Annotated in this window: 15 protein-coding genes and 2 pseudogenes; 4 read left to right on the forward strand and 13 right to left on the reverse strand. The window is 34.7% G+C overall.

Going from position 1 to position 15,064, the window contains the following annotated elements; all coding sequences use genetic code 11:
• Positions 1-293 (reverse strand): annotated as a pseudogene (locus tag PHC28_RS07160) (hypothetical protein); the annotation flags it as partial.
• A 144-nt stretch (positions 294-437) separates the two neighbouring features.
• Here PHC28_RS07160 and der point away from each other — a divergent pair.
• From der to PHC28_RS07175, 3 genes and pseudogenes are all read left to right on the forward strand, one after another.
• Positions 438-1,748 carry a ribosome biogenesis GTPase Der gene (gene der, locus PHC28_RS07165; RefSeq protein WP_300097757.1) on the forward strand — a complete coding sequence of 437 codons (1,311 nt, stop codon included), beginning with the start codon at positions 438-440 and terminating at the stop codon, positions 1,746-1,748.
• A gap of 47 nt (positions 1,749-1,795) precedes the next feature.
• A pseudogene (locus PHC28_RS07170) lies at positions 1,796-2,443 on the forward strand (hypothetical protein).
• Positions 2,440-3,231, forward strand: coding sequence for an SDR family oxidoreductase (locus PHC28_RS07175; RefSeq protein WP_300097760.1), 792 nt, complete (start codon positions 2,440-2,442; stop codon positions 3,229-3,231). The pseudogene PHC28_RS07170 and the gene PHC28_RS07175 overlap by 4 nt, the downstream one beginning before the upstream one ends.
• 74 nt (positions 3,232-3,305) lie before the next feature.
• Here the strand turns inward: PHC28_RS07175 and pstB are convergent, their stop codons facing one another.
• The 12 genes from pstB to PHC28_RS07235 all read right to left on the reverse strand — a co-directional run bounded on the left by pstB (position 3,306) and on the right by PHC28_RS07235 (position 12,571).
• Entirely contained in the window at positions 3,306-4,067 is a 762-nt protein-coding gene (pstB, locus tag PHC28_RS07180; RefSeq protein WP_300097762.1) for a phosphate ABC transporter ATP-binding protein PstB, read from the reverse strand.
• On the reverse strand, positions 4,064-4,903 hold the full coding sequence (pstA, locus tag PHC28_RS07185) for a phosphate ABC transporter permease PstA (protein WP_300097764.1): 840 nt from the start codon (positions 4,901-4,903) through the stop codon (positions 4,064-4,066). The genes pstB and pstA overlap by 4 nt, the downstream gene beginning before the upstream one ends.
• 12 nt (positions 4,904-4,915) lie before the next feature.
• On the reverse strand, positions 4,916-5,809 hold the full coding sequence (gene pstC, locus PHC28_RS07190; RefSeq protein ID WP_300097766.1) for a phosphate ABC transporter permease subunit PstC: 894 nt from the start codon (positions 5,807-5,809) through the stop codon (positions 4,916-4,918).
• 100 nt (positions 5,810-5,909) lie between these two features.
• Complete coding sequence (locus tag PHC28_RS07195) at positions 5,910-6,857, reverse strand: substrate-binding domain-containing protein (RefSeq protein WP_300097768.1); 948 nt, start codon at positions 6,855-6,857, stop codon at positions 5,910-5,912.
• A 78-nt stretch (positions 6,858-6,935) separates the two neighbouring features.
• Positions 6,936-8,084 carry a porin gene (locus PHC28_RS07200; RefSeq protein ID WP_300097771.1) on the reverse strand — a complete coding sequence of 383 codons (1,149 nt, stop codon included), beginning with the start codon at positions 8,082-8,084 and terminating at the stop codon, positions 6,936-6,938.
• Positions 8,085-8,387: 303 nt separating this feature from the next.
• Positions 8,388-8,801, reverse strand: coding sequence for an Rrf2 family transcriptional regulator (locus PHC28_RS07205; RefSeq protein ID WP_300097774.1), 414 nt, complete (start codon positions 8,799-8,801; stop codon positions 8,388-8,390).
• A 54-nt stretch (positions 8,802-8,855) separates the two neighbouring features.
• Complete coding sequence (locus PHC28_RS07210) at positions 8,856-9,644, reverse strand: YgcG family protein (protein WP_300097777.1); 789 nt, start codon at positions 9,642-9,644, stop codon at positions 8,856-8,858.
• An 89-nt stretch (positions 9,645-9,733) separates the two neighbouring features.
• Positions 9,734-10,171 carry a TPM domain-containing protein gene (locus PHC28_RS07215; RefSeq protein ID WP_300097780.1) on the reverse strand — a complete coding sequence of 146 codons (438 nt, stop codon included), beginning with the start codon at positions 10,169-10,171 and terminating at the stop codon, positions 9,734-9,736.
• A 94-nt stretch (positions 10,172-10,265) separates the two neighbouring features.
• On the reverse strand, positions 10,266-10,859 hold the full coding sequence (locus PHC28_RS07220; RefSeq protein ID WP_300097783.1) for a LemA family protein: 594 nt from the start codon (positions 10,857-10,859) through the stop codon (positions 10,266-10,268).
• Between the two features lie 44 nt (positions 10,860-10,903).
• A complete protein-coding gene (locus PHC28_RS07225) occupies positions 10,904-11,182 on the reverse strand; it encodes a hypothetical protein (protein WP_300097786.1) in 279 nt (92 codons plus the stop codon).
• A gap of 79 nt (positions 11,183-11,261) precedes the next feature.
• On the reverse strand, positions 11,262-11,594 hold the full coding sequence (locus PHC28_RS07230; RefSeq protein WP_300097789.1) for a MerR family transcriptional regulator: 333 nt from the start codon (positions 11,592-11,594) through the stop codon (positions 11,262-11,264).
• Positions 11,594-12,571, reverse strand: a complete 978-nt coding sequence (locus PHC28_RS07235) for a M23 family metallopeptidase (RefSeq protein WP_300097792.1) — start codon at positions 12,569-12,571, stop codon at positions 11,594-11,596. The genes PHC28_RS07230 and PHC28_RS07235 overlap by 1 nt, the downstream gene beginning before the upstream one ends.
• 291 nt (positions 12,572-12,862) lie before the next feature.
• Between PHC28_RS07235 and alaS the strand changes: the two genes are divergently transcribed.
• Positions 12,863-15,064, forward strand: a 2,202-nt coding sequence (gene alaS / locus PHC28_RS07240; protein WP_300097797.1) for an alanine--tRNA ligase, incomplete at its 3' end; no start/stop codon positions are given.

Genomic DNA, 15,064 nt, shown 5'->3' on the forward strand with positions numbered 1-15,064 from the left:
CCATCAGGACCAAATAGTCCACGGATATGAGTACCACCATCTTCTTTTGATTCGAATTCCAAATGCAAATGGGGCGACCCATATTCCTTTTTGGCATCAGGCATATTCATCCAAATATAATTGTGATTGATTTTTAGATGACAATCTTCGGTACAATTGATTTTAAAATTTTCGAATTTTTGGAGCACTGAATCTGTGTTTTCTTCAATGTCTTTATAAAAACGGAGGCGAAGTCTAATTTCATTATTGGCATCCATAACAGTGTGTTTTCGGTTGGAAAGTATTAATAGCATTGCAAAATAGTAAAAAAATTGATAGTATGGGATTTAACACTACCTTTGCAAAAAATTAAAATACTGCATTTTGGATTTATAAGTATTAGAAATTTAGGAAACTAGATTCTGAAATTTGAAATTTGAAATCTAAAATTTACAAAAATGAATAATATTGTTGCGATAGTAGGAAGACCTAATGTAGGGAAATCAACCCTTTTTAATAGGCTGATACAAAGAAGAGAGGCTATTGTAGATTCGGTTTCTGGAGTTACCAGAGATAGAAATTATGGTAAAAGCGAATGGAATGGAAAAGAATTTTCGGTAATAGATACGGGTGGATATGTTCGTGGATCGGATGATGTTTTCGAGGGAGAAATCCGTAAACAAGTAGAATTGGCAATTGACGAAGCTGACGTAATTATTTTTGTAGTAGATGTTGAAGAAGGTATTACACCAATGGATGATATCGTTGCCAGACTTTTGCGTAAAGTAAAAAAACCAGTTTTACTTGCTGTAAATAAGGTTGATAATGCTATGCGAGAAAAAGATGCTCTTGAGTTTTACAACCTTGGTTTAGGTGAATTTTTCACTTTTGCTAGTATTTCAGGAAGCGGAACGGGAGATTTATTAGATGCAGTTATTGAAGCTTTTCCTATAAAACCAGAGCCAGTACAAGAAGAAGTTGTTTTGCCACGTTTTGCTGTTGTTGGTCGCCCAAATGCTGGGAAATCAAGCTTCATCAATGCCTTGATTGGTAAAGATAGATTTATGGTTACCGACATTGCAGGGACTACTCGTGATGCTATTGATACCAAATTTGATCGTTTTGGATTCGAATTTAATCTAGTTGATACTGCGGGAATTCGTCGTAAAGCGAAAGTGAAAGAAGATTTAGAATTTTATTCAGTAATGCGTTCTGTTCGCGCCATTGAACACGCCGATATTTGTATCTTGATTATTGATGCGACTCGCGGATTTGAAGGGCAAGACCAAAGCATTTTTTGGTTGGCCGAAAAAAACCGAAAAGGAGTAGTGATTTTAGTAAACAAATGGGATTTGGTAGAAAAAGATACGATGTCAACACGTGATTACGAAGCTAAAATCAGAGAAGAATTAATGCCATTTACAGATGTGCCTATTCTTTTTGTTTCGGCATTGACAAAACAACGTTTGTTAAAAGCATTGGAAGCTACAGTTCAGGTTTTCGAAAACAGAAAACAACGTATTGCGACTTCAAAATTCAACGAATATATGTTGAAAGTAATCGAAGCTTATCCACCACCAGCGACAAAAGGGAAATATGTAAAAATCAAATATTGTATGCAGTTGCCAACATTGACGCCACAGTTTGTGTTTTTTGCTAATATGCCGCAATATGTTAAAGAACCTTACAAACGTTACCTTGAAAACAAAATTCGTGATAACTGGGATTTTTCAGGTGTTCCAATTGATATTTATATTAGAGAGAAATAATTGAAAAAATTATTTGTAAGTTTGTTCGAATAATTATTTTAAAATAAATGAAATATGAATTACAACTTATCATTTCAGGAAAGGGCCAAGTTAAGTATGGAGCAATTATCCAAGCAGCAGCCAGTTACCTTAAAAGAAGCCAAAGCACAAGTGGTTTGGTTAAAGAAAATAAGTATTTCAAGAAACAAGAAACAGACCGCTTAATTCTGTATATTGAAAATAATGCCCTTTGGTTTTCGGATGTCAATATAGAAAATTATGTTTCTGAAGGGGCAGAACAAAAAGTCTATCTAAAAGATGGCAAGACTGTAATCAAGTTAAATGACGCCATTTTTTATAATTCCTAGATAGATTATTTTAATAATTTGTTACTCAACAATTATTTTTTCCCCGACACAGCTTATCAATTATTAGGTTTTTACAAAGACAATGAAGTTTTATATGCTGTTGTACAGCAACCTTTTGTTAAAGCAACAGAGAAAACGGATTTGACTATTGTCAAAAAGTTTATGCTTAAGAATGGTTTTATTAATACTCGTAATGATGATTACTTTAATCCAGAATTAGGTATTATTTTAGAAGATCTTCACGATGAAAATGTTTTAACCGAAAACGGGATTTTACAATTTATAGATACTGTTTTTTATTTAACAGATAATTTTTTTAAAGTTAACAATAAAACCTCCGAAAAATGAAATCAATAAACGGCAAAGTAGTTTGGATTACGGGGGCTTCAAGCGGAATAGGAGAGGCATTGGCTTATGAATTGTCTCGGAAAAACTGTAAATTGATACTTTCGGCACGAAATGTTGAAGCTTTAGAACTTGTAAAATCAAAATGTGTAACTACCGAAGTTGTGGTTTTGCCTTTCAACTTGGCTGATTTTGACAATGCTAAAAATAATGCTCAAAAAGCCGTTGCTGCCTTTGGAAAAATAGACATTCTCGTCAACAACGGCGGAGTTAGTCAGCGTTCTCTTATAGTTGAAACTGATTTTGAAGTTGATAAAAAGCTCATCGAAGTCGATTATTTGGGGACTGTTGCTTTGACTAAAGCTTTGCTTCCTCATTTCATCAAAAATCAAAGCGGTCATTTTGTAACTATTACAAGTATTATGGGGAAATTTGGTTCGCCTTATCGTTCTGGTTATTGTGGAGCAAAACACGCTCTGCATGGTTTCTTTGATGTATTAAGAATGGAACATTATAAAGATTTTTTGAACGTAACACTTATTTGTCCTGGATTTGTACAAACTAATGTGGCTAAAAATGCTTTAATTGGAAATGGCTCTAGTCAAAATCAAGAAGATGATGCTACTAAAAATGGAATGCCAGTTGCTGTCTTTGCTAAGAAATTTGTAAAAGCAGTAGAATCTGAAAAATTCGAAGTTTATATTGGAGGTAAAGAAGTTTTAGGAGTTTATTTGAAACGATTTTTTCCGAAGTTTTTGCATTATTTTGTTTTAAGAAGCAAAGTGAGGTAATTTTTTTTGATTTTTAAATAAAAAATCCCAATTCAAGAAAAATCTAAATTGAGATTTTTTATTGCATATTACACCTAACTCAAGAAACCTTTCACATAATCTTTGGTTAATTTTTCTTTGGGATTCAAAAGTACTTCTTCCGTTGGGCCAAACTCAATGATTTCTCCCATATAAACAAAACCGACATAGTCGGAAACCCGGCGGGCCTGACGCAAAATGTGCGTAACCAAAACAATCGTGTATTTGTCTTTTAGTTGCAAAAACAATTCCTCTATAGCTTGGGTTGAAATGGGATCCAAAGCAGAAGTTGGCTCGTCTCCCAAAATAATCTCGGGTTCGATGGCAAGTCCTCTAGCCAAACACAATCTTTGCTGTTGCCCAATGGAAAGTCGTGTGGCAGGCGACTTTAATCGGTCTTTTACTTCGTCCCAAAGATTAACGCCTCGAAGGTATTTCTCAACAATGGCGTCCAATTCTTTTCTGCTGTGGTTTCCGTGAATTCGCTGACCGTAAGCCACATTGTCATAGATGTTCATCGGCAGGGGAAAAGGTCTTTGCGAGAGCAATCCCATCTTTTTCCTGATATGGGTTACTTCCGCTTTTGGATCGTAGATGTTTTCGCCATCTACCAAAACTTTTCCTTCTACTCGAACATCAGTTTGATTGTCAAGTAATCGGTTCATTGTTTTTAGGAGCGTCGTTTTTCCACAACCCGAAGGGCCAATTAATGAAGTAACTTTCTTGTCTGGAATGTCAAGATTGATATTTTTGAGGATGTGGTTTTCACCAATGTGAACGTTTAAATTTTGTATGCTGATATGAGGTTGAATGATCATATTTTGTTTTTTGAAAGGTTTTTGCTGACTAATTTTGCTGTTATGCTAATGAATAAAACTATGATGGTAAGAACTACCGCCGCAGCATAAGCTCGGTTTTGCACTTCTTGAATAGGACTGCTCAATTGGAAAAATATCGACAATGGTAATGTTGCTGCAGGTTGATCTAATGAAGTTGGAATACTATCAGTAAATCCTGCTGTGAAAAGCACACAAGCCGCATCGCCAATGGCTCTTCCAAACGATAATAATATGGCTGTTACAATTCCCGGAATAGATTGTCTCAACACTATTTTTGCCGTTTCATAACGAGTTCCTCCAAGTGAATAAACGGAGTTTTTCATATCTTCGGGAACGACTCGTATGGCTTCGTCCATGGCTCGGACTAATATGGGAATTATCATTAATGTAACGGTTATAATTCCCGCCAATAGTGAAGTCTTCAATCCCATATAAACCATAATAGCGAATCCAAAAGCACCATAAACAATGGATGGAATACCAAATAAAATATCATAACTCAATCGGGTAATATTGGCTAATAACGAATTATTCTTCGCATAAATATTGATGTAAATCACGATGGGAATACTGACCAAAAGTCCTAGAATTGTTGAGCCAACAGTGATGTAAAGTGAACCAATTATTGCATTTAGAATTCCGCCACCTTTGCCTATGTAAAATCCACCTTCGGGAATTTTGGAAACCATATCCCAATTCAAAGAACCCAAACCTTTTGAAAATATCGTATAGATAATCCAAAACAAAGTACTACTTATTACAACCGTGCTCAATATCATTAAAACTTTAAAAATATTTTCTTCTATTTTTCTCATTTGTTATTTAGTTTAAGTAGTTCTTTTTTCTATTCGGAATAAAATAATTCTCGAAATGGCGTTAAACAAAAAGATGATAATAAATAATAATAATGCGGCAAACATCAACGCCGAATCATACATTGGAATCGACATCATTTCGCCGTAATTATTGGCAATAAGCGCAGGTAAAGGATAACCAGAATCAAAAAGACTATGAGGAACTTGTGCCAAATTTCCGCAGACCATCAGCACTGCAATAGTTTCGCCAAAAGCTCTCGAAATGGCCAAAACCGTGGCAGCAACAATTCCAGCAACCGATTTTCGAAGCAGTACTTTTTTGATGGTTTGCCACTGAGTTGCTCCAACGGATAATGAAGCATCGCGTAATTCTTGAGGAACATTATCGAAAACTTCTATTAAAATGCTTATAATTAAAGGAAAAATCATAATAGCCAAAACAATTCCCCCTGCTAAAACAGAATATCCAGTAGTAAATTCTACGAAATGTGGCGCTATATAATCTTGAATTATGGGAACAATTACTAAAACTCCCCAAACTCCAAATAGAACAGGCGGAATTCCCGATAATAATTCTATCAAAGGCAAGACTAATTTCCGAACACGATGATGCGCATATTCCGAAAGGTAAATTGCTGTAAGAAGTGACAGAGGCAAAGCAATCACAATAGAAATTACAGTTACCCAAAGTGTTCCCATTATAAAAGGATAAAACCCAAAAGCTTCCTTAAAAGGTTTCCATTCCGAAGAAAAAAGTAAATTCGATAGTGAACTGCTGTTTAAAAGAGGAATTGATTTGTAATACAAACCCAATCCTAGTAGTACTACAGTTGAAATGGAGAAAATGGTCAGTGTAAAAAAGATTTTGCTAAAGAGCTTGTCTTTTAGTAATCGTATGTTTTTCATTTATTGTTTTCCGCAAGGCGGATTATATTTTTTTCGCCACAGATTTAATGGTTTTTAATCTGTGTTAATCTGTGAAATCTGTGGCAAAAAGTATTAATTTTTATTTAACTTTTTCCAATTCTTTGCCTAGTTTTTCTTTAGAAAATTTGATGTAACCTGCTTCAGTAACATATTGTTGTCCAGTGGTTAGGATGTATTTTATGAATTCTTTTACGATAGGATTGCTTGGTTTTCCAACCGTTACATAATACAAATCTCTAGCTGGTGGCGAAGGGTATTTGCCAGCTACAATGGCAGCAATTAATTCATCAACTGTGCCATAAAAATTTTCATCTGGATCTAATTTCCCATTGTTGTTTAAGTCAATTGGTACGGGAACAACACCATTAGTTGCTTTATTCGTTTTCATATCATAGATATATACAATATTGTTAAAACCAATTCCATTTGGATCTCTTTTTACAGCTTGCGCCAATCCTGGGTCTCCAAAAACGGCTACACCAAGTAAATCTTCTTGCTTCTTTCCAAAATATTTCGCCCAAGTTTCGGCAGCTCCAGCCGCATCTGAACGAGTGTAAACGTGAATTGGGGCTTCACTTTTGAAACCTATAGCGTTCCAGGTTTTGTATTTTCCGGTAATAAAAATATTGTTGAAAGCGTCTTTTCGAACGCCTCTTTCATACAGAACTTTTCTATACGGACTGGCTGAACTAATCGTAGGAATTACAGCATCTTTAGTAACGGCAACTGGGAAAGCACCTTTTTTGTTTTCGGCTGCATTCAGGTCACGTGACACCAATCCGATGTCGGTAACTTTTGATAATACATCTGTGATTCCTTTTCCTGCGCCACCAGCTTGAATATCAATTTTAACACCTGGATGAAGTTTTTTAAACTCTTCAGCCCATTTTACAGTTATTGGATACAAAGCAAATGCCCCAGAAATACTGATGTTTCCTTTTAATTCTTGAGCAGCAACTTTTGTTGTGCTTGCATTCACCAATACTAAAAGAAGTACGGCTACTATCGATAATTTATATGTTTTCATATTTATTGTTTTAAGTTTATTAAATTGTTTTTTATTTAGTTTCTCCTCTTCTCCAAAGGAGAGAACCGGGCTGAGGATTTAAAATTTTACTTCTAATTGAGCCACAATTTCATCTTTATTGATGTTGTTTCCTTCCTCAACTTTGTGTTTGTAGTTAAGTTGTACTCTTGCAAATTTTGTAATTATGAAGTTGGCTCCAGCAGTATAGAAAGTGCTAATGTCATTCTTTGGATCATTCTTCGTTTTGTCGAATGTGTCATATTTTACCACTGCTTGTAATTTATTTGGGATAAAGAAATAAGCAGCTTGAGCATACCAACCATTTCGTATAAGGTCTTTTGTTTGTCCATTAGCAACATAAGTGCCTTCTTGCGCTTCTATATATTCTGTACTAAAAGTAAAATCATTATATTTAACAGATAAATCAGCAGCATAACGGATGTGATTTTGATCTTTGGCGGGTGTTCCCCAATTATCGTAACCGTTTGAATAGGAAATTCCAAAATCTAAAAATGAATACGGATGCGTTACCAATCTAGCAACGATGTCCTTGGCTTCATTTTTATCAGCGGCTATATTTATTCCTTGCCCATTGAAATAAGCCAAATAATAGTCTAAAAGAAAACGATTGGATTGGGTTTTGAATAAATTTCCATTTATTTGCACTCCAATATCACGACCACTTTGGTCACCAATGGCGTCTTTAGCTCTACCCGTCAAATCACTGATTTGTGCTCGATCAATTGTTTCAAGAATAGTAGGTAAGGCTGGCCCCTCAAGCCCGAACGGAATTTTGAATTGACCCCCAGTTACCTGAAAATAATCATAAGGCTTGTAGGCAAAATAAGCATCTATTATTTTTGGAGAAATGGCAAAATCAGTCTGCAATCTAAAATCCCATTCAGAGGATAAATTACCTTTTATGTCAAGTCTTACTCTTCTGACATCAAAACCATCTTTTTTTGCAGGTTCTTGCAAGGTTCTATAACGGAAGTCAGCAAAACCACCGATTGATAATTTGCTTTTTGAAATCACATCGAATGTTTTTTGCTTTTCTTTTATTGTTTGTTGCTTGATGGCATAATCAGCACGAACAGAGTCTGCGTCACTTTGATTGACAAGTCCTTTTTGGATTAGTAAATTAAGCACGTCATCAGAGGATTGTGCAGCTGTTATTCCATACGTAAAAATTGAAATAAGGATTAGAAGTATTTTTTTTGTATTCATTTTTGTAAGTATTAATTTTTTAATATGTGGTTATTCATCTTGATTCTGATAGGCATTTGTTTCTGAAACAAAAAATCCCAATAAAATTTCTTATGCCCGAGGGCACATACAAAAAAATCTACACATACATTTGAAATTAAAAATTGACATTAGTTTTTTAATTATATTAATTATACCGAATTTATAGAATTAAAATATAAATTATTTTAGATCCTCTGACTTGTTGCAAATAATTTGATTTCTAAATCCGAGGCAAATATATAATTAATTCTATAAAACAAGTAGAGTTTAAAAAAAATTTTTTTATTTTTTTGCCAATGAAGCAATTGTAATGTTTTCCATAGCGGCTAAAGTTTTTTCTCTAACAGCTATCAATCCCAGTCTTAATAGGCATTCCGACTCGGTTGTGCAGTCAGAACAAGGTTCGTAAAAATTCAAAGAAGCACAGGGAAGAAGTGCAATGGCACCATCGAATAATCGATGAATATCTGCCAAAGTTATCGTGTTTTTGGATTTGATGAGATAATATCCACCCAATTTTCCTTGTTTGCTACTCACAAAATGTCCTCTTTTTAATTCTAATAATATTTGTTCCAAAAACTTTTTAGGAATGTTAGCACCCTCAGCAATATCTATAGTTTTGGCAATATAACCTTCATCTTGTTGGGCTAAATAGAGTAGTGCTTTAAGGGCATATTTGGTTTTTTGTGAAAGCATATATATTATTTTTTTTCTAACAAATTTATTATCAATTGAAATCATTTATCGATTCTACCATCCTCCGCTGCTTCCTCCACCAGAAAATCCTCCTCCTCCGAAGCCGCCACCAAAACCACCACCTCCGAATCCACCTCCTGAAGATCCACCTCCTCCAAAACCGCCACCACCACTGTTTCTACCCAAACTGCTTAGAAGTATTACATCAAGCAAATTTGGTCCGCCTCCAGAATTTCCAGAGTTTCCACCACCATTTTTATTTTTGAAAATTAAGACAAGAATGACTACAACTATAATTATTAGAGGTAAAATTGGGAAATCTTTTCCTTTGGATTGTTTTCGTTCTCCTTTGTATTTGCCTTTGAAAACGTCAAAAAGCGCATCGGCACCTTTGTCTAAACCATTATAATAGCTTCCGGCTTTGAATTCTGGGACAATAATATTCCGGATTATTTCACCACCAATTCCAGCTGTTAGTCTATCTTCAAGTCCATAACCTGGATTGATAGCAATTTTTCTTTCGTCCCTAGCGACTAAAATAACAACTCCATTGTCATCTTTGGCTGTACCACCAATTCCCCAAGTTTGTCCCCATTTTGTCGCTAACAGGCTGACATCTTCACCTTTCAGGCTTTCGATAGTAATAACTACAATTTGAGTTGTGGTCGAATCTGAATATCGGATGAGTTTTTCTTCTAATTGTGATTTTTCGGTTGCACTTAAAACATTGGCATAATCATAAACTGAGGTTTGAAACTTAGGAATTTTTGGAATGGTAAATTGAGCAAAAAGTACCCCGCAATGCAGAAAAAGAAGGGTCGTTAAATATAAGAATAACTTCATTTTTAGATAAGGTAACTTGTCTTTAGTTCTTTTTTCACACTTAATTTTCCACTTCTGACTTCTAACTTCTAACTTCTGACTTATTTTCATTATCCTTTTGATATTTCGTTTGATAATTCATTGATGTCACCTTCTTGGTAAGGAAAGTATTTTTGCAATTGTTCCCCAGCACTTAAAATGCCATCTACAATACCCTGCTTAAAGTTGCCTGCTTTGAATTGTATTGCCATTTTATCTTTGGTTGAATCCCAAAAATCATCAGCTACAACATCATTAATTCCTTTATCACCACAAATCACAAAATTTTTATCGGCTACGGCAAAGTAAAACAAAACTCCGTTTTGGAGTTCAGTAGCATCCATTTTCAATTCATTAAAAACTTCCAAAGCCCTATCATAAGGAACTTTGGAAGTTGTTTTTTCTATATGAACTCTAATCTCGCCAGAAGTTTCTTTTTCAGCCACACGAATAGCTTCAACAATTATTTGTTCTTCTTCTTGGGTTAAAAAATCTTCGACTTTTGACATTGGTAAAATTTTTGAATGAAGATTAACGATTTTTGATTTTAGAAGTTTGTAATTCTGCAATCAAAAATAGTTAATCGAAAATCTGAAATCGTTTTTAGAATTTTACTTCAACAGGTTTTTCTGCTCCAGCAACTGCTTCGAAATATGGTTTTTCTTTAAGTCCGTACATTCCTGCCAAGATATTTCTTGGAAAAGTGTTGATATTATTGTTGTATGGTTTAACAGCCTCATTAAAACGGGTTCTAGCAGTTAGAATTTGATTTTCTGTACTGGCTAGTTCATCCTGTAATTTCATAAAACTTGCATCAGCTTTCAGGTTTGGATATTGTTCAACGCTTACTAGTAATCTAGATAAAGAGGAAGAAACACCAGATTGAGCCGAATTAAATGCAGCCAATTGTTCTGGAGTTACATTAGCGGGGTCAATAGTTACCGAAGTTGCTTTTGCTCTTGCTTCGATTACTGCTGTTAAAGTGCTTTTTTCATGTTCAGCATACCCTTTTACAGTGTTAACTATATTTGGGATAAGATCATTTCTTCGTTGGTAAGAAGTGTTCACATTTCCCCAACTTTCTTTTACGTCTTGTTCAAGTGTCACTGCGTTATTGTAAATTCCAGATGCCCAGCTGTAAATTCCAATAACTACAACAGCTACAATAATCCAAGGTAAAAATTTTTTAAAATCCATTTTTGTTTAATTTAAAGTTAATTGTTTATTTTTTTATTTTCAATCTATATTATTTTTTTTCTATAAGCTAAGATATATATTGGTCCAGCAAATATACCGAAGAATATTAATCCCATTATCCATATATATTTTTCTGTCCCTTCTATTTTAGTAGAACTTGTTATTTCATATATGGACGCAATTATAAAGGCAACCAATGACAAAATTCCAATTGTTATTAGAGAAGTTGCAAATGGCAAGTGCATTATTTTAAATAGTGAACCAAAAATTGTTGAGACAAAGAAAAAAATAAGACTCCAAGGTAAAAATTTTTTAAAATCCATTTGTGTTTAATTTAAGGTTTAGTGTTTATTTTCTGTTTTAAAATCTGCAATCAAAAATCGTTAATCTATAATCAAAAATCTAAAGTTCATTCTTAATATTGGTCAGCTGTACTTTGATGTTTTCTAGTTTGCTGATAATACCAAATTTGTCCAAGGTTTTCTTTTGTCCTTCTTTCAAATGAGTTCTGGCGCCTTCAAGTGTAAAACCTCTCTCTTTTACCAAATGATAAATCAATTGCAGATTTTTTACGTCTTCTGGTGTGAACATTCTATTGCCTTTGGCATTTTTCTTCGGCTTAAGAATATCAAATTCATTATCCCAAAATCGAATGAGTGAAGCATTTACATCAAATGCTTTGGCTACTTCGCCAATGCCGTAATATCTTTTGTCTGGTGGTAATTCTATATGCATTAGTCTAATGATTGGTTTTCTTGGTTGGCTAATTTTGAAATGGCAACATATTCAACCGCCGAAATATTTCCGTAATAAAAATTAAGTGGATTCACCACTTTTCCGTTTTTATGAACTTCATAATGTAAATGTGGTGCTTCACTTCGCCCCGTGCTTCCTACAAATCCTATGATGTCGCCCCGTTTTATTCGTTGTCCAGGTCTGCAGTTGTATTTGCTTAAATGCGCATATAATGTTTCATAACCAAAACCGTGTCGGATTACAATGTGATTTCCAAATCCAGAAGCTCTATTATCGGCTTGGGCAATAATTCCGTCACCAGTTGCAAAAACGGGAGTGCCTGTTTTAGAGGTAAAATCCATTCCTTCGTGCATTTTTCTTGCCTTTGTAAAGGGATCAGACCGATAACCAAAACCTGATGCCATTCTTTTTAAATTCTCGTTTCTCACAGGTTGAATAGCAGGAATCGCAGCTAATAAATTGCTTTTTGCTTTGGCTAATTTCAAAATATAATCCAATGATTTTGATTGAATAGCTAATTCCTTACTTAGAACATCTACTTTTTTTGTGGTATTCAACACTAATTGTGAATTGTTGTACCCTTCTAATGCCTTGTATCTATTGATGTCACTAAAACCAGCTTTTCTTTCTTCATCGGGAATAGGTTCAGCATTAAAATAAACCCGATATAAATTATTGTCCCTATCTTCTATTGCCGAAATAACATCATCCACTTGATCCATTTTATTGTTCAAAACGGCATAATTTAATTTCAGATTTTCAATTTCCCTTGCTTGCAACAATTCTTTTGGTGTTTGAAAATAAGGAGTGTTCAATAAAATTACAAAACCCAAAAATCCAAATAAAGCCGATGCCACTAAAAACAACATAACAACTCCTATTTTCTTTCTCTTTTTTGTTATTATTTTTCGATAGGCTAGATTTTCGGTATCGTAATAATATTTTATTTTCCCCATATTTTAAAATACCCTATTTTTGCACATTGTAAAAAGTTAGTCGAACAAATTTAATAAATGTTTCATTTGTTCAACCCTTTTTTTGATAATAAATATTTTAATGTGCCTTTTCCAGCTATTCGTTTCAAACAAGGTTCACCGAACTCAAATTAAAATGAAAGTAGTGAGAAGTAATCTTTTCTTTTTTAAAGGAAAAAAGAAAAGGATTTTCACTGTTATCTGGGGCAAAAAACAACTAAATAATTCAAAAAAACTTTGTGCCTTAGTGCCTTAGTGGCAAATAAAATAAAAATGAAATCACAAGACGTACGCAAACAATTTTTAGATTTTTTCGAAAGCAAAGCACACTTAATTGTTCCATCTGCTCCAATAGTGCTCAAAGATGATCCTACTCTGATGTTCAATAACTCGGGAATGGCGCAGTTCAAGGAGTATTTTTTAGGTAATGGAACTCCAAAAAGCCAAAGAATTGCCGATACACAAAAATGTCTTCGCGTTTCAGGGAAACACAACGATTTAGAGGAAGTAGGGATTGATACCTATCATCATACCATGTTCGAGATGTTGGGTAACTGGTCTTTTGGAGATTATTTTAAAAAGGAAGCCATCAATTGGGCTTGGGAATTATTGACTGAAGTATATAAAATTCCAAAAGATATTCTCTATGTTTCTGTTTTCGAAGGAAACCCAGCAGAAAATGTTCCGTTCGATCAGGAAGCTTATGATATCTGGAAAACTTTAATTTCTGAAGACCGAATTATTCTTGGAAACAAAAAAGATAATTTCTGGGAAATGGGAGATCAAGGACCTTGTGGACCTTGTTCTGAAATTCACGTAGACATTCGTTCTGTCGAAGAAAAAGCCTTGGTTTCAGGAAAATCTTTAGTAAACAATGACCATCCTCACGTGGTGGAAATCTGGAACAATGTATTTATGGAATTCAATCGTAAAGCCGATGGTTCACTCGAAAAATTACCAGCTCAACACGTCGATACAGGAATGGGTTTCGAAAGACTTTGTATGGTTTTACAAGGTGTTCAGTCGAATTATGATACGGATGTTTTTACGCCAATCATTCAACATATCGAGAAAATTACTGGCTCCAACTATACAATTAAAGCAAAAAACGAAGCCGAAGAAAAAATCAATATTGCCATTCGTGTGATTGCAGATCACGTTCGTGCTGTGGCATTCGCTATTGCCGACGGGCAATTGCCGTCAAATACTGGAGCTGGTTATGTGATTCGCCGAATTTTGCGTCGTGCCATTCGTTACGGATTTACCTTTTTGAATACGAAAGAAGCTTTTATTTATCAATTGGTTGAAACTTTAAGTAGCCAAATGGGGAGTTCTTTTCCAGAGATTATTTCTCAGAAAAATTTGGTTATGAATGTGATTCGTGAGGAAGAAAATTCCTTTTTGAGAACCTTGGATCAAGGTTTACAACTGCTTGAAAACGTAATCAAATCAACTGAAGGGAAAACAGTTTCAGGTCAAAAAGCATTCGAATTGTATGATACTTTTGGATTCCCAATTGATTTAACCGCCTTGATTTTAAGAGAACGAGGATTAGAATTAGACGAAGCGGGTTTTGACAAAGCAATGCTCGAACAAAAAACACGTTCCCGTGCTGCATCTGAAGTTTCTACCGAAGACTGGGTTGTTTTAATTCCGAGAAATGTGGAAACATTCGTGGGTTATGACCAAGGTGAAAACGAGGTGAAAATTACGCGTTATAGAAAAATTGATTCTAAAAAAGATGGAATTCTTTATCAAATAGTTTTAGATAAAACGCCATTTTATGCAGAAGGTGGTGGACAAGTTGGCGATAAAGGAATCCTCACCCCAGCCCTCTCCGAAGGAAAGGGAGTTATTGAAATTATAGACACAAAAAAAGAAAATAACTTGATTTTGCATTTCGCAAAAAAATTACCAGAAAATCTAAATGGAAGTTTTGTTGCCAAAGTAAATCAGGATTTAAGGCAATTATCTTCCAGAAATCACTCGGCTACGCATTTGATGCACCAAGCTTTGCGTTCTATTCTTGGAACTCACGTGGAGCAAAAAGGATCACTGGTAAACCCGAATTATTTGCGTTTCGACTTTTCGCATTTTGCAAAAATGACTGATGCTGAATTAAAGCAAGTCGAAGATTTTGTAAATGCTCGAATTCAAGAGCAGTTGCCATTGATTGAAAGAAGAAGTATTCCTATTCAGCAAGCATTAGACGAAGGTGCAATGGCTTTGTTTGGAGAAAAATATGGAGATACAGTTCGTGCCATTAAATTTGGGAATAGTATGGAATTGTGTGGTGGAATTCACGTAAAAAATACAGCTGAAATATGGCACTTCAAAATTGTTTCCGAAGGTGCTGTTGCTGCAGGAATTCGTCGTATTGAGGCCATAACATCCGATGCTGTGAAAGCGTTTTTTGCAAGTCAAGAAACAATTTTGGACGAAGTTAAAGTGGCACTGAAAAATCCACAAGATGTG

The sequence above is a fragment of the Flavobacterium sp. genome, assembly GCF_028712645.1.
Taxonomy (GTDB): Bacteria; Bacteroidota; Bacteroidia; order Flavobacteriales; family Flavobacteriaceae; genus Flavobacterium.